General features: G+C 58.1%; 20 protein-coding genes. 10 read left to right on the forward strand and 10 right to left on the reverse strand.

All coding sequences use genetic code 11. The annotated features are described in order from the left end of the window. Window positions 1–44: 44 nt before the first annotated feature. Window positions 45–1,820: a glyoxylate carboligase gene (gene gcl / locus BLU76_RS23385; protein ID WP_092147800.1), complete on the reverse strand. Its 1,776-nt coding sequence runs from the start codon at window positions 1,818–1,820 to the stop codon at window positions 45–47. Window positions 1,821–2,087: 267 nt separating this feature from the next. Here gcl and BLU76_RS23390 point away from each other — a divergent pair, with 267 nt between their 5' ends. Further along, window positions 2,088–2,528, forward strand: a complete 441-nt coding sequence (locus tag BLU76_RS23390) for a GlcG/HbpS family heme-binding protein (protein WP_092224676.1) — start codon at window positions 2,088–2,090, stop codon at window positions 2,526–2,528. Window positions 2,529–2,657: 129 nt separating this feature from the next. On the opposite strand, the gene BLU76_RS23395 is transcribed toward BLU76_RS23390, so the two are convergent. Then, window positions 2,658–3,263: a TetR/AcrR family transcriptional regulator gene (locus BLU76_RS23395; protein WP_014339596.1), complete on the reverse strand. Its 606-nt coding sequence runs from the start codon at window positions 3,261–3,263 to the stop codon at window positions 2,658–2,660. A gap of 131 nt (window positions 3,264–3,394) precedes the next feature. Here BLU76_RS23395 and BLU76_RS23400 point away from each other — a divergent pair, with 131 nt between their 5' ends. Then, a complete protein-coding gene (locus tag BLU76_RS23400) occupies window positions 3,395–4,309 on the forward strand; it encodes a DUF808 domain-containing protein (protein ID WP_092147806.1) in 915 nt (304 codons plus the stop codon). A 3-nt stretch (window positions 4,310–4,312) separates the two neighbouring features. On the opposite strand, the gene BLU76_RS23405 is transcribed toward BLU76_RS23400, so the two are convergent. The 7 genes from BLU76_RS23405 to BLU76_RS23435 all read right to left on the reverse strand — a co-directional run bounded on the left by BLU76_RS23405 (window position 4,313) and on the right by BLU76_RS23435 (window position 12,852). Then, window positions 4,313–5,140 (reverse strand): Cof-type HAD-IIB family hydrolase, encoded by an 828-nt coding sequence (locus tag BLU76_RS23405; protein ID WP_092147809.1) that lies wholly within the window; start codon window positions 5,138–5,140, stop codon window positions 4,313–4,315. Window positions 5,141–5,198: 58 nt separating this feature from the next. Then, window positions 5,199–5,867, reverse strand: coding sequence for a formyl transferase (locus tag BLU76_RS23410; protein WP_092147812.1), 669 nt, complete (start codon window positions 5,865–5,867; stop codon window positions 5,199–5,201). Then, a complete protein-coding gene (locus BLU76_RS23415; RefSeq protein ID WP_092147815.1) occupies window positions 5,860–7,707 on the reverse strand; it encodes an aminotransferase class I/II-fold pyridoxal phosphate-dependent enzyme in 1,848 nt (615 codons plus the stop codon). The genes BLU76_RS23410 and BLU76_RS23415 overlap by 8 nt, the downstream gene beginning before the upstream one ends. A 12-nt stretch (window positions 7,708–7,719) precedes the next feature. Next, the gene (locus BLU76_RS23420) at window positions 7,720–8,916 is read right to left on the reverse strand and encodes a hypothetical protein (protein ID WP_092224678.1); all 1,197 of its coding nucleotides are present in this window, start codon (window positions 8,914–8,916) and stop codon (window positions 7,720–7,722) included. A gap of 109 nt (window positions 8,917–9,025) precedes the next feature. Continuing rightward, on the reverse strand, window positions 9,026–10,300 hold the full coding sequence (locus BLU76_RS23425; RefSeq protein WP_092224679.1) for an MFS transporter: 1,275 nt from the start codon (window positions 10,298–10,300) through the stop codon (window positions 9,026–9,028). Between the two features lie 472 nt (window positions 10,301–10,772). Further along, window positions 10,773–11,561, reverse strand: a complete 789-nt coding sequence (locus tag BLU76_RS23430; RefSeq protein ID WP_092224681.1) for an MlaA family lipoprotein — start codon at window positions 11,559–11,561, stop codon at window positions 10,773–10,775. Next, window positions 11,554–12,852, reverse strand: a complete 1,299-nt coding sequence (locus BLU76_RS23435; protein ID WP_092224683.1) for an alpha/beta fold hydrolase — start codon at window positions 12,850–12,852, stop codon at window positions 11,554–11,556. Before BLU76_RS23435 ends, BLU76_RS23430 begins: the two co-directional genes overlap by 8 nt. Window positions 12,853–13,274: 422 nt before the next feature. Here BLU76_RS23435 and BLU76_RS23440 point away from each other — a divergent pair, with 422 nt between their 5' ends. The 3 genes from BLU76_RS23440 (at window position 13,275) to BLU76_RS23450 (ending at window position 16,437) form a co-directional block, all read left to right on the forward strand. Further along, window positions 13,275–14,129: a glycine betaine ABC transporter substrate-binding protein gene (locus tag BLU76_RS23440; protein WP_063324839.1), complete on the forward strand. Its 855-nt coding sequence runs from the start codon at window positions 13,275–13,277 to the stop codon at window positions 14,127–14,129. A gap of 341 nt (window positions 14,130–14,470) precedes the next feature. Further along, entirely contained in the window at window positions 14,471–14,782 is a 312-nt protein-coding gene (locus BLU76_RS23445) for a DUF485 domain-containing protein (RefSeq protein WP_003179217.1), read from the forward strand. Beyond that, window positions 14,779–16,437, forward strand: a complete 1,659-nt coding sequence (locus BLU76_RS23450) for a cation acetate symporter (protein ID WP_063324840.1) — start codon at window positions 14,779–14,781, stop codon at window positions 16,435–16,437. The genes BLU76_RS23445 and BLU76_RS23450 overlap by 4 nt, the downstream gene beginning before the upstream one ends. Before the next feature lie 317 nt (window positions 16,438–16,754). Here BLU76_RS23450 and gltA read toward each other — a convergent pair whose 3' ends face one another. Next, entirely contained in the window at window positions 16,755–18,044 is a 1,290-nt protein-coding gene (gene gltA, locus BLU76_RS23455) for a citrate synthase (RefSeq protein ID WP_092224685.1), read from the reverse strand. 365 nt (window positions 18,045–18,409) lie between these two features. On the opposite strand from gltA, the gene sdhC reads away from it, so the two are divergent. The 5 genes from sdhC (at window position 18,410) to BLU76_RS23480 (ending at window position 24,732) form a co-directional block, all read left to right on the forward strand. Continuing rightward, complete coding sequence (gene sdhC, locus BLU76_RS23460; RefSeq protein WP_024780620.1) at window positions 18,410–18,784, forward strand: succinate dehydrogenase, cytochrome b556 subunit; 375 nt, start codon at window positions 18,410–18,412, stop codon at window positions 18,782–18,784. Further along, complete coding sequence (gene sdhD / locus BLU76_RS23465; RefSeq protein ID WP_003204438.1) at window positions 18,778–19,146, forward strand: succinate dehydrogenase, hydrophobic membrane anchor protein; 369 nt, start codon at window positions 18,778–18,780, stop codon at window positions 19,144–19,146. Before sdhC ends, sdhD begins: the two co-directional genes overlap by 7 nt. 3 nt (window positions 19,147–19,149) lie before the next feature. Continuing rightward, complete coding sequence (gene sdhA, locus BLU76_RS23470) at window positions 19,150–20,922, forward strand: succinate dehydrogenase flavoprotein subunit (RefSeq protein ID WP_063324841.1); 1,773 nt, start codon at window positions 19,150–19,152, stop codon at window positions 20,920–20,922. Window positions 20,923–20,933: 11 nt separating this feature from the next. Continuing rightward, window positions 20,934–21,638: a succinate dehydrogenase iron-sulfur subunit gene (locus BLU76_RS23475; RefSeq protein ID WP_003204434.1), complete on the forward strand. Its 705-nt coding sequence runs from the start codon at window positions 20,934–20,936 to the stop codon at window positions 21,636–21,638. 262 nt (window positions 21,639–21,900) lie between these two features. Further along, entirely contained in the window at window positions 21,901–24,732 is a 2,832-nt protein-coding gene (locus tag BLU76_RS23480) for a 2-oxoglutarate dehydrogenase E1 component (protein WP_092147827.1), read from the forward strand. Window positions 24,733–24,770: the final 38 nt, after the last annotated feature.

A 24,770-nucleotide genomic window follows, 5' to 3' on the forward strand; every position in this document is an offset into this window, starting at 1 on the left:
GGTGATTTCCTTGATGAACAGTATTGCCTGTGAAAGCCTCAGTACTAGTCGAGCAACGAAATGGCGGTCGGTGCATCGTTGCCCACCAGCGCCAGATCTTCAAACTCATTGACGGCGTTGATCTCGGTGCCCATGGAAATGTTAGTCACCCGCTCCAGGATAATCTCGACGATCACCGGCACCTTGAACTCCTCGATCATTTTCTCGGCCTGGCGCAGTGCCGGTGCGATCTGACTCGGTTCGAACACCCGTAGCGCCTTGCACCCCAGGCCTTCGGCCACGGCAATGTGGTCCACGCCATAGCCGTTGAGCTCCGGTGCGTTGAGGTTGTCGAAGGACAGCTGCACGCAGTAATCCATGTCGAACCCGCGCTGGGCCTGGCGGATCAGCCCCAGGTAAGAGTTGTTCACCACCACATGGATGTACGGCAGCTTGAACTGCGCACCCACCGCCAGCTCTTCGATCATGAACTGGAAGTCATAGTCGCCCGACAGCGCCACGACCTTGCGGCTCGGATCGGCCTTGACCACCCCCAGCGCGGCCGGAATGGTCCAGCCCAAAGGACCGGCCTGGCCACAGTTGATCCAATGGCGTGGCTTGTAGACGTGGAGGAACTGCGCCCCGGCGATCTGTGACAGGCCAATGGTGCTGACGTAGCAGGTGTCCTTGCCGAATACCTGGTTCATTTCTTCGTACACACGTTGTGGCTTGACCGGCACGTTGTCGAAGTGCGTCTTGCGTTGCAGGCTGGCCTTGCGTTGCTGGCAGTCTTGCAACCAGGCGTCGCGGTTTTTCAGCTTACCGGCGGCTTGCCATTCACGGGCCACTTCGATGAACACCGTCAGGGCCGAGGCGGCATCGGAAACGATGCCCAGGTCGGGAGTGAACACGCGGCCGATCTGGGTCGGCTCGATGTCCACGTGAATGAACGTGCGGCCTTCGGTATAGACATCCACCGAACCGGTGTGACGGTTGGCCCAGCGGTTGCCGATGCCCAGCACCACGTCCGACTTGAGCAAGGTTGCGTTGCCATAGCGATGGGAGGTTTGCAGGCCGACCATGCCGACCATCAGCGGGTGATCGTCGGGGATGGTGCCCCAGCCCATCAAGGTTGGGATAACGGGGATGCCAGTCAGTTCGGCGAACGCCACCAGCAGTTCGCTGGCATCGGCGTTGATGATGCCGCCGCCAGCCACCAGCAATGGACGCTCAGCCTGATTGAGCATCGCCAGGGCTTTCTCGATCTGCAGGCGGTTGGCCGCGGGTTTGGCCAGGGGCAGTGGCTGGTAGGCGTCGATATCGAATTCGATCTCGGCCATCTGCACGTCGAACGGCAGGTCGATCAGCACCGGGCCTGGACGGCCGGAGCGCATCTCGAAGAACGCCTTCTGGAAGGCATACGGCACCTGGCCCGGCTCGAGCACGGTGGTTGCCCATTTGGTCACGGGTTTGACGATGCTGGTGATATCCACAGCCTGGAAGTCTTCCTTGTGCAGACGGGCGCGAGGGGCTTGCCCGGTGATGCACAGGATCGGGATCGAGTCGGCCGAGGCGCTGTAGAGCCCTGTCACCATGTCGGTGCCGGCCGGGCCCGAGGTGCCGATGCACACACCGATATTGCCGGCCTTGGTGCGGGTGTAGCCCTCGGCCATGTGGGAGGCGCCTTCAACATGGCGAGCAAGGACGTGATCGATGCCACCCACCTTCTGCAGGGCGGAGTACAGCGGGTTGATCGCGGCACCCGGGATACCGAAGGCGGTGTCCACGCCTTCACGGCGCATTACCAGAACGGCGGCTTCGATTGCTCTCATTTTGCTCATTATTTGTGCCTCTTACGTTTTGTAATTGTATACAAGTGGCTGTGTGAAGAGTGTATTCACGGGAAATGGCGCAGGTCAATCCATTTCCTCAAGCATCTGTTTCATTCGTCGGAAGGCCAGGTTTTGCTGCGGTCTTCATCGATTAAAGTGCCTTTTGAGAAATTATTGTATACAAAAATATGTATTGTTGTGTTCTATTTGTTGTGTTCGGTTTTGCTGAAAGTGAAGCCCGAAAGGTTCTCCCATAACAGAAGAAGGACAGTACCCATGAGCGTTCTAACCTTGAAAATCGCCGTTAACCTGGCCGAGCAAGCCCTTGCCGTCGGTCGTGAAATCAGCGCTGCACCCCTGGCCGTCGCGGTCCTGGACAGCGGCGGGCACCTGGTTGCCTTGCAGCGCGAAGACGGCGCCAGCCTGCTTCGCCCGCAGATCGCCATCGGCAAGGCCTGGGGCGCCATCGCCCTGGGTAAAGGCTCGCGCCTGCTCGCCCAGGACGCCCAGCAACGCCCGGCGTTCTTTGCCGCTTTGAATGGGTTAGGACAGGGCAACGTGGTACCGGCCCCGGGTGGGGTATTGATCAGGGATCAGGATGGGAAGGTGCTGGGGGCGATGGGGGTCAGTGGTGATGTTTCGGATGTGGATGAGCAGGTGGCGGTCAGGGCGGTGGAGGCGCTGCGGTTGAGGGCGGATGTGGGGGTGGTTGCTTGATTTTTTGGTGAATTGACTGGCGCCATCGCGAGCAAGCTCGCACACAGATTTGATGCTGGACACATAATGTCTAAATACCGCAAACCCAGTGTGGGAGCGGGCTTGCTGCGATTGAAGGCGACTCGGCCTTCAGTCTGGCTCACATCCCTTCAACACCAACCGAATAATCGTCTGCGCCGCCGCTTCGTAATCCGCTTCATCCAGCTTGGCCTTGCCGGTCACGGCGCTGATCTGCCAGTCGAAATCGGCATAGGTCTGGGTGGCGGCCCAGATGCTGAACATCAGGTGGTTGGGGTCGATGGGGGCGATCTGGCCACGGTCGATCCAGGTCTGGATGCAGTCGATGTTGTGCCGGGCCTGGGCGTTGAGTTGTTCCACTAGGTCGGGGCTCAGGTGGGGGGCGCCGTGCATGATTTCGCTGGCGAAGACTTTCGAGGCGAAGGGCAGGTCGCGGGAAATGCGGATCTTGGAGCGGATGTAATGACTCAGTACCTCGCCGGGCACACCGTCGGCATTGAACGGTGTCGAAGCCTGGAGAATCGGCTCGATGATGCTTTCCAGTACCTCGCGGTAGAGGTTTTCCTTGGATTTGAAGTAGTAGTAGACGTTGGGTTTGGGCAGGCCCGCCTTGGCCGCGATGTCGCTGGTCTTGGTCGCGGCGAAGCCCTTGTCGGCAAACTCTTCGCTGGCGGCACGCAGGATCAATTCTTTGTTGCGCTCGCGGATAGTGCTCATAAACCCAGGGGTTCCTTGCCTGTTCTGGCGGTGGCGCATGGTAGCACCGGCCTCGCGCGGCGCTCAAGAATGCCCAAGGCGCCGCGGCTCGCGGTATGCTGCACGGCATTATTATTCAAGGAGCCCACTCCATGGCTGGAAGCAGTTTGCTGGTACTGATCGACGATATCGCCACCGTGCTTGACGATGTCGCGCTGATGACCAAGATGGCCGCCAAGAAAACCGCCGGCGTGCTCGGCGATGACCTGGCGCTCAATGCCCAGCAAGTCTCGGGTGTGCGTGCCGAGCGGGAACTGCCGGTAGTCTGGGCAGTGGCCAAGGGATCGTTCGTCAATAAGCTGATCCTGGTGCCGTCGGCGCTGGCGATCAGCGCCTTTGTGCCCTGGCTGGTGACGCCGCTGTTGATGGTGGGCGGCGCCTACCTGTGTTTCGAAGGGTTCGAAAAGCTGGCCCACAAGTTCCTCCACAGCCCGGCCGAAGACCAGGCTGAACATGCGCAACTGGTCGAGGCCGTGGCGGATCCGGCGGTCGATCTGGTGGCCTTTGAAAAGGACAAGATCAAGGGTGCGGTACGCACCGATTTCATTCTTTCAGCGGAAATCATCGCCATCACCCTCGGCACCGTTGCCGACGCCGCACTGACCCAGCAGGTGATCGTCCTGTCGGGCATCGCCATCGTCATGACCATTGGCGTCTATGGCCTGGTGGCCGGCATCGTCAAGCTCGATGACTTGGGGCTTTGGTTGACCCAGAAACCAGGGCAGGCCGCAAAAAGCATCGGCGGCGCCATCCTGAGTGCAGCGCCCTACATGATGAAAAGTCTGTCGGTGATCGGCACGGCGGCGATGTTCCTGGTGGGCGGTGGCATCCTGACCCATGGCGTGCCGGTGGTGCATCACTGGATCGAAGGCGTGGCTGCCAGTGTCGGCGGTGCCGGGTTTATCGTGCCGATGTTGCTCAATGCGGTGGCGGGTATTGTCGCCGGTGGCGTGGTGTTGCTGGGCGTCATGGCCGTGGCCAAGCTTTGGAAAGCGGTACGATCCTGAACCTCAGGATTGCGTTACCGATTGAATTGGCAGCAGCACATGTTTCGAGAGGTATCGGGCCACGGCTTCGTCACAGCAGGCGCCAATGATCTGCGCATCAGGCAGCGCCTGGGTGACGTCTTGATGAGCGGTTCCCATGATGACCGCCTTGCCTGCCACTGAGAGCATGCCAATGTCATTCATGCCGTCACCAAAGGCGATGCACGCGCCAATGGGGACATCAAGAAACGCGGCCAGCTGTTTCAGGGCGTGGCCCTTGCAAACGTCGCTGGCCATGACTTCCAGGCACCAGGTAAACGAGAACACCGTGCTGATGCGGTTTCCGAATTTCCGCTCCAGCCGCTTCTGCAAAGCCAGTAAAGCCTGGTGATCTTTTTCCTTCTGAAAGAAAAACACCTTTTCGACGTTTTCCGTGGGCCACGTGTCGGGTCGGATCACGGTCGGTTGGAAATGCGGGTTGCGATTAAAGTCGCTGACATCATGCTCACAGCCGATTAACCAGCCGCAAGGACCGTACAGGTTGATGATCAGGTCAGGGCTGTGGCGGGCTTCTTCAATCAGCCCTTGGACAACGTCGTCAGGCAGCGCTTCGCAACGCATCAATCCGCCACAGGCGCTGCTGATCTTGGCGCCGTTGGAGGTGATCAGATGCAAGGGAGGCGAGCTGTCGTCGAGCAACGTCTCGACGTCGGCCTGTTGGCGACCTGTTGCCAACACCACATGCAGGCCGGCATCGTAAAGATGGCGCATCACCGTCCGGGTGTAGTTGCCCAGCGTATCGCCGGGCATCAGCAAGGTCCCGTCCAGGTCCGTAGCAATCAATGAATACATGGTGTTCCTCGAATAGGCTGCCGAGCCACAACCAAAGGCTGTGGCTCGGCACGGTAGATCAACGTCGGCCAAGCATTTTCAGCGACTGCTCGCGGGTGAACGTCATCCGTTCTTCCAATCGGGCGTTATCCTTCTCGAAATAGATGCTCATCTCTTCGTGACGTTGCTCAACAGGGATAATCCTGTCGAGCAACGGCAGCGTGTCGATCAGCAACTGGCGGGCGTAGCCGATTGCCCGATTGTAGGTGTCGATGACTTCTTCGAACTCTGGGTAAATACAGAACGACACCTGGTTGAGAATCGGGCCGTCGTCGATGCCTTCATTGATTTCATGAAGGGTCACCCCATGTTGGCGCTCGTTGTTCTTTAACGCCCAGTTGACGGGCCGCACCCCACGATAATGGGGCAGGTACGACAAGTGCAGGTTGACGATGCGCTTGCAGCAGTCGATGTAGGCCCGAGGCAGTATTCGTTTGTGGAAGATCACCAGGCACAGGTCGCATGAAAAGAGACCTTCCTTGTAGCCAGGCAAGTCTTCTATCTTGCCGCTTTCAATGAGGGGAATGTTCTTGTTACGGCAGTACTGGATCAACGTGAGCTCGCTGCTCACTGGCTCGAACGGATCCGCAACCACATAAGCGACGATGTGTTCGGACGAGGCATTGAAGTATTCACAGGCAAAAATCGCCAGTTCACCCTTACCGCAGATCACTACATTTTTAGGCATGGGACAGTTCCTTCTTCATGCGTGTACTTCTCGGTGTCGTCAGTGCCTGCATGGTCGATTTCAAGGCGCTTATGAGTTGGGCGTTTTCCTGGCGGGTGCGGCAGGAAATTCTCAGGTAGTGGTCGGAGTCGGTGTTGCGCTTGCCAGAGCATTCCTTGACGTAAAGGTTGTGCTCAAGCAAAAGGCGGCACAAGGTTTGAGCCGGGACCTGCTCGGTCTGGCAATACACAAAGTTGGAGTCGGTTGCAAAAGCTGTGATGCCTTCGATTTCGTCCAGCGCCTGGCGCAATGCCTGGGTGTCACGGATGACCTGCTGGCAGCTGTCCAGGTATTCCTGTTTGTATTGCGGCAGATGCAGCAACACTTCCTCGGCAAAGCCATTGAGATTCCAAATGGGCAGTAGCGAGTTGATCTGTGCCAATAAGCCGTGATTTGCACTGGCGAGGTAACCGATACGGATCCCCCCGATGCCGAATGTCTTGCTCATGCTGCGAATAACGACAAGGTTCGCGTGCTGGTCCAGCGAAGACAGCAGGGTGTTTGCGGCGCTGGGCGAAAAGTCCAGGAACGACTCGTCGACAATCAGCGCGATATCCAGTTCAGCCAGTTGGCTCGCCAGTTCCGAGAGCGCTGCGGCTGGCGTGAGGCAGCCGGTCGGATTATTCGGCGACTCGATGACGACGACCGATGGGCGCTCTTTCCTACAGGTCTGCAACAAGGCATCCAGATCGATATTGAAGCCTTGGTCTGCCTGGGTGTGATGACTGAGCGTGCGCTCCTCACCGAAAACATTGGCGTATTCGTTGAAGGACGGAACAGTGACCAACACTTTGCCTGGATACACAGAGGGCAATAATTTGATGATTTCCGCTGCGCCATTGGCCACGCAAAGGTGTCGGGCGGGGACGCTTATGAATTCGCTCAGCGACTCTTCAATGAGTTTCCGGCCGCCAGGATAGTTGAGGAGAATATCGTCGAAGTTTTCCTTGATCCGGTCTTTCATCTGCTGGGGGGGAAAGTGGAAATTATAGATCAGGGCGAAATCGAGGACCGGGTAGCGCCAGTAGCCACCGTGGCGGCTCTGGAGAAACGCTAGGCGATCCCGACTGGAAATGTAATTGCACACTGTCAGGTCATAATAGTTGTCGACCTCGTACCATTCGGTCGAAGGCACCACCGCGGCCTCGATGTCCCACTTTCCGGTCTTGCATGCTTGTTTGAAAACGTCTTCGTAATAGGCGTTCAGGTTGCCTTCTGCAACCTCGGCTTCGAGTTGCTCGCGCACGTGTTGGGCGAACAGCGGGGAGCCTATCCGATATAAGTTGACGGTCTTGTACTGTTCCTCCTGCGCCTGATGACCGCTATCTTTAGTCGAGCCGAAACTCTGGAGCTGTCCCTCATAAAGGTTGGCGTAGGTACCCTCCATGTTTTTCCCCAGCGGCGAGACCAGTGCAACCAGATCGCTTGACGTTCGCAGCAGTTTTTCCAGGCAGGCTTCGGAGAAAAAGATGTCACCTTCAACGATGAGTGTGTCCTGACCGATGTGTTGGCGAGCCAGATACAACGAATAGATGTTGTTGGTCGTCTCCCAGTCCGGGTTATTCACATACTCGATATCCAGCAGGGTCTCCAGGCTGTTCAGGTGCCCGGTAATGATCTCGGCTTGATAACCCACTACCACCACGACCCGCTTGACGCCATGCAGTTGAAGATTGCTCAACGCGTTATCTATAAATGCGATGTCGTTGGTCTTGACCAGAGGTTTGGGCATATGACGGGTGCGATTGGCCAAGCGGCTGCCGCGTCCGGCGCAGAGAATAATGGCTGTTCCAGTGTTCATTGAATGTCCTTATTAATGAAAAGCGAGTCGGGGCACCACGTGCTGGTAAATCCACACGCCGTCTATCCGGCCGCTGAAGCTTTCCTCGCCGCCGCTGTCACCCCCGGTCTTGATGCCGGCGCCCAAGCCGAAGGCGTGGAAGTTCTCTAGCGTTCGATCCGATATCGTGGTGGGATTCAGCCGGTGATCCACGATCAGGCCGTGGGCGTCCTGGCGCAGCGTGATAGGGGAGCCGTCGATATCGAGCAGTCGGACTGGCGTTGCGCTGAAACCGGTGCATTTGATCGTCAGATCGACCGATTCAAGGCGCTTGCGCAGTGTCTCGGGACCCTCGGCGCTGATGTTCACAACGGTCAGGTTGGGGATTTCTCCCCGTTGGATCTTGCGAGCAAACGCGAGCGAGTCATACCGAAGGCCAGAGTAGCGATTGACACGTTGGCTGGCCTGGCAAACATCCGCATCGACAAAAGGGTAGCCCTGAGCCAGTGCCGCTTGTGGGGAGTCAAAGAAAAGCTTGAAGTTACGCTTGACCAGCAGTTGGATAGGGCCTTGAAAATCCAATTGTTCAATCAGGCGGATCAGGCAGGAAACGGCGCTATGGGATGAGCCCAGAATTGCAATGCTTGGGTATTGGCCTGCCTTGATTTGCTCGTCATATTGGCCTTTGAGCATGGCGTCGCTATTGATGGCATTCGGGTGTGGCAAGGCGACGTTGTTGACTTGTCCACCCAGGTTGACCATGACTTTCCTGCACAGCGCCTCTCGGGTTTGGCCGTCAACGGTATAGCGCACGGTATAGCGCCCATCGCCGGTCAGTTGGATTTCTTCGACGGTGGACAAGGTCGATACTTCGAAGCGCTTGTACAGCGTCTTGTGCTGTTGGACGAAGGCGCCGATGTGTTCCAGAAACTGTCCTACGTAGCGCAACTCGACCGCCTCGTCACGTCGTTCGCTGAAATACGCCCATTCCGCCGTGGTACGCATGTATCGGCTGAGTTCATCCTGCTTGCCCTGGAACTTTTCCAGGAAAACGCCGCCCAGAGAGTTGGCGGTAATGCGGTACTGTCCGATCGCACCGCTGCCCAAGGTGTTGGATTTCTCCAGAATCAAACACCGATGGATATCTTCCTTCTGTATGAGGTCAGGCAACAATGAAATGTTTGCCGGGCCCGCACCACATAAAATAATGTCGTAGTCGTCCTTGTTCATTCTTACTCCAGTTGAGCGCTGCATAGTTAAAAACATAATTTCAAGGCGCAGAAAGGCCTGATGTCATTGTGAGTGACCTCAATAGAATGGCGGGTGCATGCGTCAGGCGTTATTGGCCGATAGGGAGTTCCTGGCCGGTGCTGCGGGTTCCCTGTTTGTCGTTAGTTAAGTTGCGGTGGTGCAGTCGGGTGAAAATAGCGGCGAAGGTAAAGGCCATGACGAGACTGGTCACCGTCAGGAAAACAAACAGCGCTGTTCCGCTCAGCGCTTGTATGAAAAAGCCTCCGACAATGGGCGCCATGGAAAAGCCAATGCTGTAAAGCGACGCGGCGCCAAAGTAAGCGCCTCTCAGGTTTCGAGGTGCCAGGCTGTCGACAAAAAGATTCAAACATGGAAACAGTAGGGCCTGGCTAAGGCTCAGCAGCAGCACCGCGCCGTACCACAATAGTTGCACTTGATAAAAGTGTGCCGCCAGTGTCATGCCGGCCTGACTTAAAACCAGCAATACAGAACCGATATGGATCTTGGTCTCTAATGTTGCCTGTGCCAGAACCCTGGCCAGTGGCAGTTGAAGCAGCACGATCACGGTGGCATGCAGCACGATCAGATTGGCGACAAAGGGCAGGTACCCCTCGAACGCGAGCGAAGCCATCAATTGAGGCACGCTGGAATCAAAGCTGCCGAAGATGAACATCATGACGATGTTGTTGATCACGAGCAGGAGGAACACATGATCCCGGGAGAGGATCTGCAAGGTACTTCGCAAGGAGGTGGTGTTGATGGCCTTCAGGGTAATACCGCGACCGAACACCATGACGCCCGCCAGCAGGGCCAGGTAGGAGGCCGTCACCAGCACAAAGGACAGGGAATCCGTGGAAATGCCAAGCTTGAGCCCGAAGTAAGGGCCCACGGCGGCCCCAGCATTGAGAAAGAAATAGCGCAGGTGCATGGCACGTTCCACCAGAGAACAGGACTCGATGACATCACCGATGACCGTCTTGATTGGATTGTTGACCAGGGCCCAGGAGAGATTGGCCAACAGTGTTCCGGCGATGTAGCCCTCGGCATGCGTGCTGATACCCAGTAGCAAGTAGGAGACCATCGCCACTACGCAACCGACCAGGATGATCTTGAGGCGCCCGATCTTGTCGGAAAGATACCCGCTGTAGAAGCTGACCAGCGAAGAGAGGGCGATAGAGCAAGTCAGAATCAGGCCGATGGTCGAAGTGCTGAAACCGAACCGCGTATAGAGAACAATCGAAATGAATGGCCAAACCATCATTGACGTAGCGCGCGTCAGAAAGGTGCCAATGAACAGCATCCATATAAAGAATGGCAGCGATGAGAAATAGTATTTAAAACGGACAAGTTGGAAGGCGAGCATAAATAATCACATTGGATGTAATGCTTGGCGCATGACAATGAGGTAACGAAACGCAAACGACGAGACTTGAGTGTCTGGAGTTTAACGAAGGGCAGGCGCTGTAGAGTGTTTCCTGAGCCAGTTGTGCTCAGTCACTTTATTTAGTAAGCGCAGGCGTGTACCGAAGTTTGCCGATCGAAGCATCTGGTGATGCACAGCGAGGGGAGAGGAATTTTTTCATATCGATCCTTGATCTTAAACACGGTATTGCATCCTTTCTTTGGATCCAATCCTACACGACGTGTCACAAAATGTTAATAAAAAATTCACAATCGAACATTTGCTGTCGTTGAGCACCTCATGACGCTGCAATCGCGCACATGTTGTCTTCATTAAACGAAGTTGAACCAGAAGAAATTAGGTCGGCGGGAGGGGGCATTGCGCAGGGATACAGCAGCCAACACGCCGGATTCAGGCGTGTTGGCCTTAAGGATTACTCGGAAATCTGCAACTTGCGCGACTCGGTGTACACGTAGCGCACCTTCTCATACTCGAACGGCGAGTTCAGTTGCCCGTAGCGGAAGCTGGTCTGGTAGCGTTTGTCGACGCCGCGCAGAAGCAGCAATTCCGGGTGGTTGGCGCTGACTTCGGCGACATTGAGGTAGTTGATCGCTGATTCGGCCGTGTAGTCCACCAACAAGCCTGAGGTGTCGCGCAGGTTCGAAGGGCCGAAGATCGGCAATACGAAGTACGCGCCGCCAGGGACGCCGTAGAAGCCCAGGGTCTGGCCGAAGTCTTCGCTCTGGCGCGGCAGGCCCATGGCGGTGGCCGGGTCCCACAGGCCGGCGATGCCGACGGTGGTGTTGAGCAGCAGGCGCGCTGTGGTTTCCATCGAACGCTTGCCCTTGAATTGCAGCAGGCTGTTCATCAGGTTCGGCACATCCCCCAGGTTGTTGAAGAAGTTGCTGACGCCGGTGCGCACGAAGCTGGGCGTGACGTAGCGGTAGCCATCGACCACCGGCAGGAAGACCCATTGGTCGAAGCGGTAGTTGAAGTGGTAGACGCGGCGGTTCCAGGATTCCAGCGGGTCATAGACGTTCAAGGCATTGAGCGTCGAGCGCTCGAACTCACGCTGGTCCAGCCCCGGGTTGAACTTGAGCTTGCTCAACGGCTCCTTGAAACCGTCGGAGTCCACCACCACAGGCGCATTGGCCTTGCTGTTATCGGCCTGGACCAGGCCAGCACTCATTAACGCAGCGATAAGCAGGAGATATTTAGCCACGGAAGAACTCCAGCATCGCGTCGCTGTTGACGCGGTAATTAATGTTGCCGCAATGGCCGCCCAGTGGATAAACCGTCAAGCGGTCGCCAAAGGTCTTGCGCAGGAAGCCCAGGTCACCCGGGCCGAGGATCACGTCGTCAGCGTTGTGCATGACGGAGATCTTCGGGCTGTCGTGCAGGTAATCCTTCAGCGCGTACAGGCTGACCTGGTCGACCAGTTGCAACAGGCTGCCGCCGTCAGTGCGCGCGCGCCACATCGGAATCACCTGCTCGGTGAGGTAACAGTCGAAATCGCATTGCAGCGCACGCTTGAGGAACGGCGTCAGGCTGGTGCTTTCGGTAATCGGGAACTTGGGCGGGATGATCAGCCCGCGCCGATTGATCAGGTCCGAAGTGAACGCGATGTCGGCCGCCGAGAAACGGAACGAGGTGCCGATCAGCATGGCCATCTGCTCGTTGCTCAAGTGTTGCTTGGACTGCTGGAAGTCATAGAGCAGCGCATCGTTGAGGTCGATGTAGCCTTTTTGCTGGAAGTAGCGCGTCAGCTTGTTCAGTACCAGTTCGTAGAACGTGGTGGTGCTGTTGATGCCCTTGACCTCGGTCTGGACCAGTTTGTCCAGGTTGGTGATCGAGGTGTAGAGGTTCACCGGTGGGTTGAGCAACAGCACTTTCTTGAAATTGAAGCTGCGCCGGGTTTCGTCCAGGTGTGCGACGAAGGCCGCGTCCAGGGCGCCGAGGCTGTAGCCGGTCAGGTAATACTCGGTCACTGGCAGCTTGGGGTTCTGCGCGCGCACGGCTTGCATCACCCGGTACATGTCTTCGGCGTCTTCCTTGCTGATGCCCGGGGTGGCAAAGCGTGAGGCGGCGCTCATGAAGTCGAAGCTGGTGGGCGAGGACAACTGCACCACGTGGTAGCCGGCCTTGTAGTAGAGGCGCTTGAGGTATTCATTAATGCTACTGTCAAAGCGCGCACCGGTGCCGGCGATGAGGAAGATCAGCGGCGCGGGTTTGTCCTGGGTGGCCATGCGGTAAGTGAGGCTTTTCACCGGCCAGAAGTTGTCCGGCAGGATGAACTCGCGTTCCGGGCGCAGGGTCAGGCTGTGGTCCGCCTGATTGATGTCTTCGATCAGCGGCAGCTCCGGGCGCAGGTCCGGCGGAGTGGTGGCGATGGTCGCTTCGAACGGGTTGGTCAAGGGGTAGCCATAGCTGGCGGCGTCAATGTCTGCCGCCAGCGCGGACGCACTCAGGATAAGGCCGCCGAGAAGGGCAGCGAAGCGCAAGGAACGGAGCATGACTGGATCCCTTAGAGGAAGGTGCCGAATGAGGTTCGCAGGCTATGACCACCGAAGCGGAGCCAAGTGCCATGACGGGCACAAAACAGGCACGGACGGGGTGCGATAGTAGCGGGACGATACACGGTCGTGCGTGCTGGCGGCTAGTTATCTGGCGTTTGCCGGATTTGACTGCTAAATCTCATGTGTGATGGAGCTACAAATGCCCGGAACTGAGAGCTGGCGTTCTGATGTCGTTTCTCGTTGCCTCGACGTCGCAGGCAGAGCAGGTTCCAGATCGGCGCGGGTTGATGATCGACAGGTCAGTACTCCACTGACGTTCGAGCCGGTTTCTAAGCGGGCGTGATGGGGGCGCTGCCACCATAACTATACGTTGACGCCGCTCGGCATCCGCCGGGCGCAGCACTTTCGGGGAAGTAACGATGAAGATGCGACGACTCTTGGGCGCAGGTGCCGCACTGGTACTGGCGATCAGCTCCACACTGGCTAGCGCCGAAACCAAAACCCTGAGCATCGGTTACGTTGACGGCTGGTCCGACAGCGTCGCGACCACTCACGTGGCCGCCGAAGTGATCAAGCAGAAACTCGGTTATGACGTGAAGCTGCAAGCGGTCGCGACCGGGATCATGTGGCAAGGCGTGGCCACCGGCAAACTCGACGCGATGCTTTCGGCTTGGCTGCCGGTGACTCACGGCGATTATTGGACCAAGAACAAGGACCAAGTGGTCGATTATGGCCCGAACTTCAAGGACGCCAAAATCGGCCTGATCGTGCCGGAGTACGTCAAGGCCAAGTCGCTCGAAGATCTCAAGACCGACGACTCCTTCAAGAAGCGCATCGTCGGCATCGATGCCGGTTCAGGCGTGATGCTCAAGACCGAACAGGCAATCAAGGACTACGACCTGACCGGTTATCAACTCAAGGCCAGTTCCGGTGCCGGCATGATTGCCGAGCTGACCCGTGCCGAGAAGAAAAACGAATCCATCGCGGTCACCGGTTGGGTACCGCACTGGATGTTCGCCAAGTGGAAACTGCGCTTCCTGGAAGACCCGAAAGGCGTCTACGGCGCGGCTGAGACTGTAAACAGCATCGGCAGCAAGGAACTGGGCGCGAAGGCGCCGGAAGTGGCCGAGTTCCTGAAGAAGTTCCAGTGGGCTTCGAAAGACGAGATCGGCGAAGTCATGCTGGCGATCCAGGAAGGGGCTAAGCCGGACGCAGCGGCCAAGGACTGGGTCGCCAAGCACCCGGACCGTGTAAAAGAGTGGACCGGCAAGTAACTCACCGGGTTTAGCTGGCTCGAAAACCGCATGGCGTTGTGTCATGCGGTTTTTTTGTGCCCGCAATTCCTGAGTTCTACACCGAGCCCGGTGGGAGCAAGGTCTGTGGGAGCAAGGCTTGCCCGCGATAGCATCGCCTAGGTCTCAAGTTCAATCGAGGTGCCTGCATCGCGGGCAAGCCTTGCTCCCACAGGGGCTCGCTCCCATAGGGGGGGCACAAGTAAACGCGGGAAACTGGTAAAGCGTCATGTCGTTCTAATACTAAGGTCGTCTGGAACCTGGCCTTGAGCCGCATAGAGTAGGGCTGTTCCAATTAAATCTGTGCTGCGAGGATAAAAACAATGAACGACAGCATTTACCTCTCGATTCAAAACAGCCCGCGCTTCAAGGAGCTGGTTCGAAAAAGAGAAAAGTTCGCCTGGATTCTCTCGGCGATCATGCTTGGGTTGTATTCCGGCTTCATTCTTCTGATCGCCTACGGGCCACACATTCTCGGGGCCAAGATCACGCCTGAGTCCACCATGACCTGGGGGATTCCCATCGGTGTCGGCCTGATTCTCTCGGCTTTCGTTCTGACTGCAATCTACGTACGGCGCGCCAACGGCGAGTTCGACGACCTGAACAATGCGATTCTCAAGGAGGCTCAGCAATGATCCGGCGTCTATTGGCCCTATTGAGCATCGCAGCGTTCGCCCCGGGCGCCTGGGCGGCTGAAGCCCTGACCGGTGCCGTGCAGAAGCAACCCCTTAACGTCGCGGCGATCCTGATGTTCGTTGCCTTCGTCGGCGCGACTTTGTACATCACCTACTGGGCGTCCAAGAAAAACAACTCGGCGGCCGACTACTATGCGGCCGGCGGCAAGATCACCGGCTTCCAGAACGGCCTGGCAATTGCTGGCGACTACATGTCGGCGGCGTCTTTCCTGGGCATTTCCGCGCTGGTGTTCACCTCCGGTTATGACGGTCTGATCTACTCCATCGGGTTCCTGGTGGGCTGGCCGATCATTCTGTTCCTGATCGCTGAGCGCCTGCGTAACCTGGGTAAATACACTTTTGCCGACGTGGCGTCCTATCGCCTCGGGCAAACCCAGATCCGTAGTCTGTCCGCCAGCGGCTCGCTGGTGGTGGTGGCGTTCTACCTGATCGCGCAAATGGTCGGTGCCGGCAAGCTGATCCAGCTGCTGTTCGGCCTGGACTACCACGTTGCGGTGATCCTGGTGGGCATCCTGATGTGCCTCTACGTGTTGTTCGGCGGCATGCTGGCCACCACCTGGGTACAGATCATCAAGGCGGTGCTGTTGCTGTCGGGTGCTTCGTTCATGGCGCTGATGGTGATGAAGCACGTCAACTTTGACTTCAACATGCTGTTTGCCGAAGCGGTCAAGGTTCACCCTAAGGGTGAGGCGATCATGAGCCCTGGCGGCCTGGTGAAGGATCCGATCTCGGCCTTCTCCCTCGGTCTGGCGCTGATGTTCGGTACCGCTGGCCTGCCACACATCCTGATGCGCTTCTTCACCGTGAGCGACGCCAAGGAAGCGCGCAAGAGCGTGCTGTATGCCACCGGCTTCATCGGTTACTTCTACATCCTGACCTTCATCATCGGCTTCGGCGCGATCCTGCTGGTCAGCACCAACCCGGCCTTCAAGGACGCGGCAGGTGCCTTGCTCGGCGGTAACAACATGGCGGCGGTGCACCTGGCCAATGCCGTGGGCGGCAGCATCTTCCTCGGCTTCATCTCGGCGGTAGCCTTTGCCACCATCCTGGCGGTAGTCGCGGGTCTGACCTTGGCCGGTGCCTCGGCGGTGTCCCATGACCTGTATGCCAGCGTGATCAGGAAAGGCAGGGTCAACGAGAAGGATGAGATCCGCGTCTCGAAAATCACCACCATTGCCCTGGCGGTGCTGGCGATCACCCTGGGTATCCTGTTCGAGAAGCAGAACATCGCGTTCATGGTCGGCCTGGCGTTCTCCATCGCGGCGAGCTGCAACTTCCCGGTACTGCTGCTTTCGATGTACTGGAAGAAGCTGACCACCCGTGGCGCCATGATTGGCGGCTGGCTGGGCCTGGTCAGTGCCGTGGGCCTGATGATCCTCGGCCCGACCATCTGGGTGCAGATCATGGGTCACGAGAAGGCGATCTTCCCGTATGAATACCCTGCGCTGTTCTCGATGGCCATCGCCTTCGTCGGCATCTGGTTCTTCTCCATTACCGACAAGTCGGCTGAAGGTGCAAACGAGCGGGCGCTGTTCTTCCCGCAGTTCGTGCGTTCGCAGACTGGTTTGGGGGCGAGTGGGGCGGTTAACCACTGATACGGTAAGTTGTAAGCGTAGTGCTTGAAGAAATACCCCGGTCGAGAGGCTGGGGTATTTTTTTGTGCCGGGTTTAAGGGGGGGCAGGGCTGCCGCCATCGCGAGCAAGCTCGCTCCCACAGGGAATCTCCAGTGAGCACGGGTTCTGTGTTCACAACAGGTCAACTGTGGGAGCGAGCTTGCTCGCGATGGCGTCGGGCCTATCAATGCCGCTTCTGGATCAGATGAAAAGAGGCACAAACAAAACAGCCCCCGCTCTTATATAAGAAGCAGGGGCCGTTTCGGTGCAGCTTGAGACCTTGTTGCAAAGGCAGGTCTTACTTGCGATCTTCCAGCTTGGTGATATCACGCGACTCGTAGCCGGTGTACAGCTGGCGTGGGCGGCCGATCTTGTACGGGCTGGAGAGCATTTCCTTCCAGTGGGAGATCCAGCCCACGGTCCGCGCCAGGGCGAAGATCACGGTGAACATGCTGGTTGGAATGCCGATCGCCTTGAGGATGATCCCCGAGTAGAAGTCGACGTTCGGGTACAGCGAGCGTTCGATGAAGTATGGGTCGGTCAGGGCGATCTCTTCCAGGCGCATGGCCAGTTCGAGTTGCGGATCGTTCGTGATCCCCAGTTCCTTGAGCACTTCGTCGCAGGTCTGCTTCATGACGGTGGCGCGTGGGTCGCGGTTCTTGTAGACCCGGTGACCGAAGCCCATCAGCTTGAACGGATCGTTCTTGTCCTTGGCCTTGGCGATGAACTTGTCGATGTTCGAGACATCGCCGATTTCATCGAGCATGGTCAGTACCGCTTCGTTGGCACCGCCGTGGGCTGGGCCCCAGAGTGCGGCGATACCGGCGGCTATACAGGCGAACGGGTTGGCGCCCGAGGAACCCGCCAGGCGCACGGTGGACGTGGAGGCGTTCTGCTCGTGGTCGGCATGGAGGATGAAGATCCGGTCCATGGCCTTGGCGAGCACCGGGCTGATCGGTTTGATCTCGCACGGGGTGTTGAACATCATATGCAGGAAGTTCTCTGCATAGGTCAGGTCGTTGCGCGGGTACATCATGGGCTGGCCCATGGAGTACTTGTAGACCATGGCTGCCAGGGTCGGCATCTTCGCCACCAGGCGGATCGCGGAGATTTCGCGATGCTGGGGGTTATTGATGTCCAGGGAGTCGTGGTAGAAAGCCGAGAGGGCGCCGACAACGCCGCACATGACGGCCATCGGGTGGGCATCGCGACGGAAGCCGTTGAAGAAGGTCTTCAACTGTTCGTGAACCATGGTGTGGTTCTTCACGGTGCTGACGAACTGGGCCTTTTGCTCTGCGGTTGGCAGCTCGCCATTGAGCAGCAGGTAGCAGGTTTCCAGGTAGTCCGATTTTTCAGCCAGTTGCTCGATCGGGTAGCCGCGGTGCAGCAGGATGCCGTTGTCGCCGTCGATATAGGTGATTTTCGACTCGCACGAGGCGGTCGACATGAAACCTGGGTCAAAGGTGAAACGGCCCGTGGCCGTCAGGCCCCGTACGTCGATTACATCGGGACCAACGGTGCCGGTTAAAATGGGCAGCTCGACGGGGGCTGCGCCCTCGATGATCAACTGCGCTTTTTTGTCAGCCATGTGGCCTCCTATTAATGCTTGGAATCATCAGACAGACCCCCCACGCAGGGCCCGCACCACTATAGTGAGATAAATCCGAATGTCAATTTGCCTAAAGTCTTGCTCCAGAAGGCTTTAACCGGACTTTTTCCGCGAAATTACCTGCCGTTTACGCCTTTTGCGCCGTATGTGCAATGCGCTATTAGGGGAAGGTGAACGCGTTGTCATTAGTAGCCTAACTGTCTATACTCGGCCACCGACCGCCAGGGGCTTTTGGGCCTGCTTTCTTGGGGGTCGTCACTCCCTGGGTGGTGAGTACCTGACCAGTGCGCGCCCCAACAACTTTGCCCTGATTGTTAGGGGCTCTTCAGTGTGAAAAAAAAGCCGTGAAAAGCCAACGACCTGTAAACCTAGACCTAAGGACCATCAAACTCCCAGTCACTGCTTACACGTCCATTCTTCACCGTATTTCCGGTGTCATCCTCTTCGTCAGCCTGGCCATCATGCTTTATGCATTGGACAAGTCGCTCGATTCGGAAGAAGGCTTCGGTCAGGTGAAAGCGTGTCTGACCAGTCCGCTAGCCAAGCTAGTGATTTGGGGCATCCTGTCCGCCTTGCTGTATCACTTGGTTGCCGGTGTGCGCCACTTGATCATGGACATGGGCATCGGTGAGACGCTGGAAGGCGGCAAGCTGGGCTCGAAAATCGTTATCGCCGTTTCCGTGGTGGTAATCGTTCTGGCAGGAGTTTGGATATGGTAACCAACGTCACGAACCTTTCGCGTTCGGGCCTCTATGACTGGATGGCCCAGCGTGTGTCTGCGGTCGTTCTCGCGGCTTACTTCATCTTCCTGATCGGATATGTCGTAGCAAACCCAGGCCTGGGCTACGCCCAATGGCATGAACTGTTCGCAAACAACTGGATGCGTATCTTCAGTCTGCTGGCACTTGTCGCACTAGGCGCTCACGCCTGGGTCGGCATGTGGACCATCGCGACCGACTACCTGACGCCAATGGCGTTCGGCAAGTCGGCGACTGCCGTACGTTTCCTCTTCCAGGCAGTATGCGGCGTTGCGATGTTCGCTTACTTCGTCTGGGGTGTGCAGATTCTCTGGGGTATCTGATCCATGGCTAACATTCCAACGATTTCTTTCGACGCTATCATCATTGGTGGCGGCGGTGCCGGCATGCGCGCAGCGCTGCAGCTGGCACAGGGCGGTCACAAGACTGCCGTGATCACCAAGGTTTTCCCGACCCGTTCGCACACTGTTTCCGCCCAGGGCGGCATCACCTGCGCCATCGCTTCGGCCGACCCGAACGATGACTGGCGCTGGCACATGTACGATACCGTCAAGGGTTCCGACTACATCGGTGACCAGGACGCTATCGAATACATGTGTCAGGAAGGCCCGGCCGCGGTGTTCGAACTGGACCACATGGGTATGCCATTCTCGCGTACCGAGCAAGGTCGTATCTATCAGCGTCCGTTCGGTGGCCAGTCCAAGGACTACGGCAAGGGCGGCCAGGCTGCGCGTACTTGCGCGGCGTCCGACCGTACCGGTCACGCGCTGCTGCACACCCTGTACCAGGGCAACCTGAAAGCCGGTACCACGTTCCTGAACGAGTACTACGCCGTTGACCTGGTGAAGAACCAGGACGGCGCCTTCGTCGGTGTGATCGCGATCTGCATCGAAACCGGCGAAACCACCTACATCCGCGCCAAGGCCACCGTACTGGCGACCGGCGGTGCAGGCCGTATCTACGCATCCACCACCAATGCCCTGATCAACACCGGTGACGGCGTCGGCATGGCCCTGCGTGCTGGCGTGCCGGTGCAAGACATCGAAATGTGGCAGTTCCACCCAACCGGCATCGCCGGCGCCGGTGTACTGGTGACCGAAGGTTGCCGTGGCGAAGGTGGTTACCTGATCAACAAGCACGGCGAGCGTTTCATGGAGCGCTATGCTCCGAACGCCAAGGACCTTGCCGGTCGTGACGTGGTTGCCCGTTCGATGGTTAAAGAGATCATCGCTGGCAACGGTTGCGGTCCGAATGGCGACCACGTGATGCTCAAGCTCGACCACCTGGGCGAGGAAGTGCTGCACAGCCGTCTGCCAGGCATCTGCGAACTGTCCAAGACCTTCGCTCACGTCGATCCAGTCGTTGCGCCGGTTCCGGTGGTTCCAACCTGCCACTATATGATGGGCGGCGTTGCCACCAACATTCACGGCCAGGCAATCACCCAGAACGCCGAAGGCGTGGACGAAATCATCCCTGGCCTGTTCGCAGTGGGTGAAGTGGCTTGCGTATCGGTCCACGGTGCCAACCGCCTGGGCGGCAACTCGTTGCTCGACCTGGTGGTCTTCGGTCGCGCTGCCGGCCTGCACCTGGAAAAAGCCCTGTCCGACGGTATCGAATATGACGATGCCACCGACGCCAACATCGAAGCCGCCTTGGCGCGTCTGTCCGCCCTGAACGAGCGTACCGAAGGCGAAGACGTGGCGACCCTGCGTCGCGAGTTGCAAAACTGCATGCAGAACTACTTCGGTGTATTCCGTACCGGCGAATACATGCAGAAGGGTATTGCCCAGCTGGCGCAATTGCGTGAACGAATCGCCAACGTGAAGATCAACGATAAGTCGCAGGCGTTCAACACTGCCCGTATCGAAGCGCTGGAGTTGCAGAACCTGCTGGAAGTGGCCGAAGCCACCGCCATCGCCGCAGAAGTGCGTAAAGAGTCCCGTGGCGCCCACGCCCGCGAAGACTTCGAAGACCGTGACGACGAAAACTGGCTGTGCCACACCTTGTACTTCCCGGGTGAAAAACGCGTCGCCAAGCGTGCCGTGAACTTCTCGCCGAAGACTGTTCCGACTTTCGAACCAAAAGTCCGGACTTATTAAGGGTGACCGCTATGTTGCAAGTCAGTGTTTATCGCTACAACCCTGATCAGGACGCTGCGCCGTTCATGCAGGACTTCCAGGTCGATACCGGTGGTAAAGACCTGATGGTGCTGGACGTGCTGGCCCTGATCAAGGAACAGGACGAAGGTTTCTCCTACCGTCGTTCCTGCCGTGAGGGCGTTTGCGGCTCCGACGGCATGAACATCAACGGCAAGAACGGCCTGGCCTGCATCACGCCGCTGTCGGCCGTGGTCAAGGGCAACAAGCTGATCGTTCGTCCGCTGCCAGGTTTGCCGGTTATCCGTGACCTGGTCGTCGATATGAGCATCTTCTACAAGCAATACGAGAAGGTGAAGCCATTCCTGCAGAACGACACGCCGGCTCCGGCCATCGAGCGTCTGCAGACTCCTGAAGAGCGTGAGAAGCTCGACGGTCTGTACGAGTGCATCCTGTGCGCTTGCTGCTCGACCTCGTGCCCATCGTTCTGGTGGAACCCGGACAAGTTCCTGGGCCCGGCCGCCCTGCTGCAAGCGTACCGCTTCCTGGCAGACAGCCGTGACACCAAGACGTCCGAGCGTCTGGCTTCGTTGGATGACCCGTTTAGCGTATTCCGCTGCCGCGGGATCATGAACTGCGTCAACGTCTGCCCGAAAGGCCTGAACCCGACTAAGGCCATCGGTCACATTCGTAACATGCTGCTGCAAAGCGGCGTGTGATTCAGCTGCTGTACCCGTAGGACCGTTGTACCCGTAAAGGCCAGGGCGCGGGCTTCAACCCGCGTCATGGCTATAACCAGAACAGCCGCTCACAAAGCGGCAGTTCTTATTTTGAAGAAATGAGACAAGCAGGGGCATCCGGGCTGGTACCCGGACTATCAGCGTGATCCTAAGTGGCTTGTTTTAGTCGCTGCACTCGGACTTCTGCAAGTTTGCTCGGTGTTTTCGCCGGTGGTGTTCCCCTAATCGAGGGTGACCAAGCATGCAAGAAAGCGTGATGCAGCGCATGTGGAACAGTGCCCACCTTTCCGGTGGTAACGCTGCCTATGTGGAAGAGCTTTACGAGCTCTACCTGCACGACCCTAACGCTGTGCCAGAAGAATGGCGCACCTACTTTCAGAAGCTACCGGCCGACGGTAATTCTGCCACTGATGTTTCGCACTCGACGATTCGCGATCATTTCGTGTTGCTGGCAAAGAACCAGCGCCGCGCTCAACCGGTGTCTGCCGGCAGCGTGAGCTCCGAACACGAGAAGAAGCAAGTTGAAGTATTGCGACTGATCCAGGCCTACCGGATGCGTGGCCACCAGGCAGCCCAGCTTGACCCGCTGGGGCTGTGGCAGCGTCCTGCACCTGCAGACCTGTCGATCACTCATTACGGCTTGACCAATGCCGACCTTGATACGACCTTCCGTGCCGGCGACCTGTTCATCGGCAAAGAGGAAGCGAGCCTACGCGAAATTCACGAAGCGTTGCAGCAGACATATTGCCGCACCATCGGCGCTGAATTTACGCACATCACCGATTCCGAGCAGCGCCAGTGGTTCCAGCAGCGTCTGGAAAGCGTTCGTGGCCGTCCGACGTACTCCGCCGACATCAAGAGCCACTTGCTCGAGCGCGTTACCGCCGGTGAAGGCCTGGAGAAATACCTGGGCACCAAGTACCCGGGTACCAAGCGTTTCGGCCTGGAAGGCGGCGAAAGCCTGATTCCGATGCTCGACGAGCTGATCCAGCGTTCCGGTTCCTACGGCACCAAGGAAGTCGTCATCGGCATGGCCCACCGTGGCCGCCTGAACGTACTGGTCAACACCTTCGGCAAGAACCCGCGCGAGCTGTTCGACGAGTTCGAAGGCAAGAAGAAGGTCGAGTTGGGTTCCGGTGACGTGAAATACCACCAGGGCTTCTCGTCCAACGTGATGACCACAGGTGGCGAAGTCCACCTGGCCATGGCGTTCAACCCGTCTCACCTGGAAATCGTTTCCCCGGTGGTCGAGGGTTCGGTCCGCGCTCGCCAGGATCGTCGCAACGATCCGACCGGCGAGAAGGTGCTGCCGATTTCCATCCACGGTGACGCGGCATTCGCCGGTCAGGGCGTGGTCATGGAAACCTTCCAGATGTCGCAGACCCGCGGTTTCAAGACCGGCGGCACCGTGCACATCGTGATCAACAACCAGGTCGGTTTCACCATCAGCAACCCGGAAGACTCGCGTTCCACCGAGTACGCGACCGACGTTGCGAAAATGATCCAGGCGCCGATTCTCCATGTGAATGGCGATGACCCGGAAGCCGTACTGTTCGTGACCCAGTTGGCCATCGACTACCGCATGCAGTACAAGCGCGACGTGGTCATCGACCTGGTCTGCTACCGTCGTCGCGGCCACAACGAGGCCGACGAGCCAAGCGGCACCCAGCCGTTGATGTACCAGCAGATCGCCAAGCAGCGCACCACCCGTGAGCTGTATGCCGAGCGCCTGACCCAGGGCGGTGTTCTGGATGCCGAGCGCGTCCAGGAAAAAGTCGATGAATACCGCAACGCCCTGGACAATGGCCTGCACGTTGTAAAAAGCCTGGTCAAAGAGCCGAACAAAGAGCTGTTCGTGGACTGGCGTCCATACCTGGGCCACGCCTGGACCGCGCGTCACGACACCCGCTTCGACCTCAAGACCCTGCAGGAACTGTCCGCCAAGCTGCTGGAAATCCCGGACGGCTTCGTGGTTCAGCGCCAGGTCGCGAAAATCTACGAAGACCGGCAGAAGATGCAAGCCGGCGGCCTGCCGATCAACTGGGGTTATGCCGAAACCATGGCGTACGCGACCCTGGCGTTCGAAGGCCACCCGGTTCGCATCACCGGCCAGGACGTAGGCCGCGGCACTTTCTCGCACCGCCACGCGGCGCTGCACAACCAGAAAGACGCCAGCACCTACATCCCGCTGCAACACCTGTACAAGGGCCAGCCACGTTTCGACCTGTACGATTCGTTGCTGTCCGAGGAAGCCGTCCTGGCGTTCGAATATGGCTACTCCACCACCGAGCCGAATGCGCTGGTGATCTGGGAAGCCCAGTTCGGCGACTTCGCCAACGGTGCCCAGGTGGTGGTCGACCAGTTCATCACCAGCGGCGAGCACAAGTGGGGCCGTCTCTGCGGTCTGACCATGCTGTTGCCACACGGTTATGAAGGGCAGGGGCCGGAGCACTCTTCGGCACGTCTGGAGCGTTACCTGCAACTGTGTGCCGAGCACAACGTCCAGGTCTGCGTACCGACCACGCCGGCACAGATCTACCACCTGCTGCGTCGTCAGGTCATCCGTCCGCTGCGCAAGCCGCTGATCGTGCTGACACCGAAGTCGCTGCTGCGTCACAAGCTGGCGATCTCCACGCTCGAGGACCTGGCCGAAGGCTCGTTCCAGACCGTTATTTCGGAAATCGACACGCTGGACGCGGCGAAGGTCACTCGCCTGGTCCTGTGCAGCGGCAAGGTCTACTACGACCTGCTGGAAAAACGTCGTGCCGAAGGCCGCGAAGACATCGCCATCGTGCGTATCGAGCAGCTTTACCCGTTCCCGGAAGAAGACCTGATGGAGGCCATCGCGCCTTACACCAACCTCACCCATGTGGTGTGGTGTCAGGAAGAACCGATGAACCAAGGCGCGTGGTACAGCAGCCAGCATCACCTGCGTCGCAGCATCGGCAACCATAACAAGGCCCTGGGTCTTGAATATGCCGGCCGTGATGCGTCCGCTGCACCTGCGTGTGGTTATGCGTCGATGCACGCCGAGCAGCAGGAAAAACTGCTGCAAGATGCTTTCACTGTTTAAGCCTTCGTGCTGACTGAAACCGAATTTTAAGGACCCAC

The sequence above is a fragment of the Pseudomonas sp. NFACC08-1 genome (assembly GCF_900106735.1).
Taxonomy (GTDB): Bacteria; Pseudomonadota; Gammaproteobacteria; order Pseudomonadales; family Pseudomonadaceae; genus Aquipseudomonas; species Aquipseudomonas fluorescens_Q.

Excerpts from the sequence above, each read along its gene's own strand:
- BLU76_RS23420 (WP_092224678.1), bottom strand. The coding sequence starts at position 8,916 with ATGAACAAGGACGACTACGACATTATTTTATGTGGTGCGGGCCCGGCA.
- BLU76_RS23480 (WP_092147827.1), top strand. The coding sequence starts at position 21,901 with ATGCAAGAAAGCGTGATGCAGCGCATGTGGAACAGTGCCCACCTTTCC.
- BLU76_RS23435 (WP_092224683.1), bottom strand. The coding sequence starts at position 12,852 with ATGCTCCGTTCCTTGCGCTTCGCTGCCCTTCTCGGCGGCCTTATCCTG.
- BLU76_RS23425 (WP_092224679.1), bottom strand. The coding sequence starts at position 10,300 with ATGCTCGCCTTCCAACTTGTCCGTTTTAAATACTATTTCTCATCGCTG.
- gcl (WP_092147800.1), bottom strand. The coding sequence starts at position 1,820 with ATGAGCAAAATGAGAGCAATCGAAGCCGCCGTTCTGGTAATGCGCCGT.
- BLU76_RS23395 (WP_014339596.1), bottom strand. The coding sequence starts at position 3,263 with ATGAGCACTATCCGCGAGCGCAACAAAGAATTGATCCTGCGTGCCGCC.
- BLU76_RS23415 (WP_092147815.1), bottom strand. The coding sequence starts at position 7,707 with ATGAACACTGGAACAGCCATTATTCTCTGCGCCGGACGCGGCAGCCGC.
- BLU76_RS23445 (WP_003179217.1), top strand. The coding sequence starts at position 14,471 with ATGAACGACAGCATTTACCTCTCGATTCAAAACAGCCCGCGCTTCAAG.
- BLU76_RS23405 (WP_092147809.1), bottom strand. The coding sequence starts at position 5,140 with ATGTATTCATTGATTGCTACGGACCTGGACGGGACCTTGCTGATGCCC.
- gltA (WP_092224685.1), bottom strand. The coding sequence starts at position 18,044 with ATGGCTGACAAAAAAGCGCAGTTGATCATCGAGGGCGCAGCCCCCGTC.
- BLU76_RS23400 (WP_092147806.1), top strand. The coding sequence starts at position 3,395 with ATGGCTGGAAGCAGTTTGCTGGTACTGATCGACGATATCGCCACCGTG.
- sdhA (WP_063324841.1), top strand. The coding sequence starts at position 19,150 with ATGGCTAACATTCCAACGATTTCTTTCGACGCTATCATCATTGGTGGC.
- BLU76_RS23390 (WP_092224676.1), top strand. The coding sequence starts at position 2,088 with ATGAGCGTTCTAACCTTGAAAATCGCCGTTAACCTGGCCGAGCAAGCC.
- sdhD (WP_003204438.1), top strand. The coding sequence starts at position 18,778 with ATGGTAACCAACGTCACGAACCTTTCGCGTTCGGGCCTCTATGACTGG.
- BLU76_RS23410 (WP_092147812.1), bottom strand. The coding sequence starts at position 5,867 with ATGCCTAAAAATGTAGTGATCTGCGGTAAGGGTGAACTGGCGATTTTT.
- BLU76_RS23450 (WP_063324840.1), top strand. The coding sequence starts at position 14,779 with ATGATCCGGCGTCTATTGGCCCTATTGAGCATCGCAGCGTTCGCCCCG.
- BLU76_RS23440 (WP_063324839.1), top strand. The coding sequence starts at position 13,275 with ATGAAGATGCGACGACTCTTGGGCGCAGGTGCCGCACTGGTACTGGCG.
- BLU76_RS23475 (WP_003204434.1), top strand. The coding sequence starts at position 20,934 with ATGTTGCAAGTCAGTGTTTATCGCTACAACCCTGATCAGGACGCTGCG.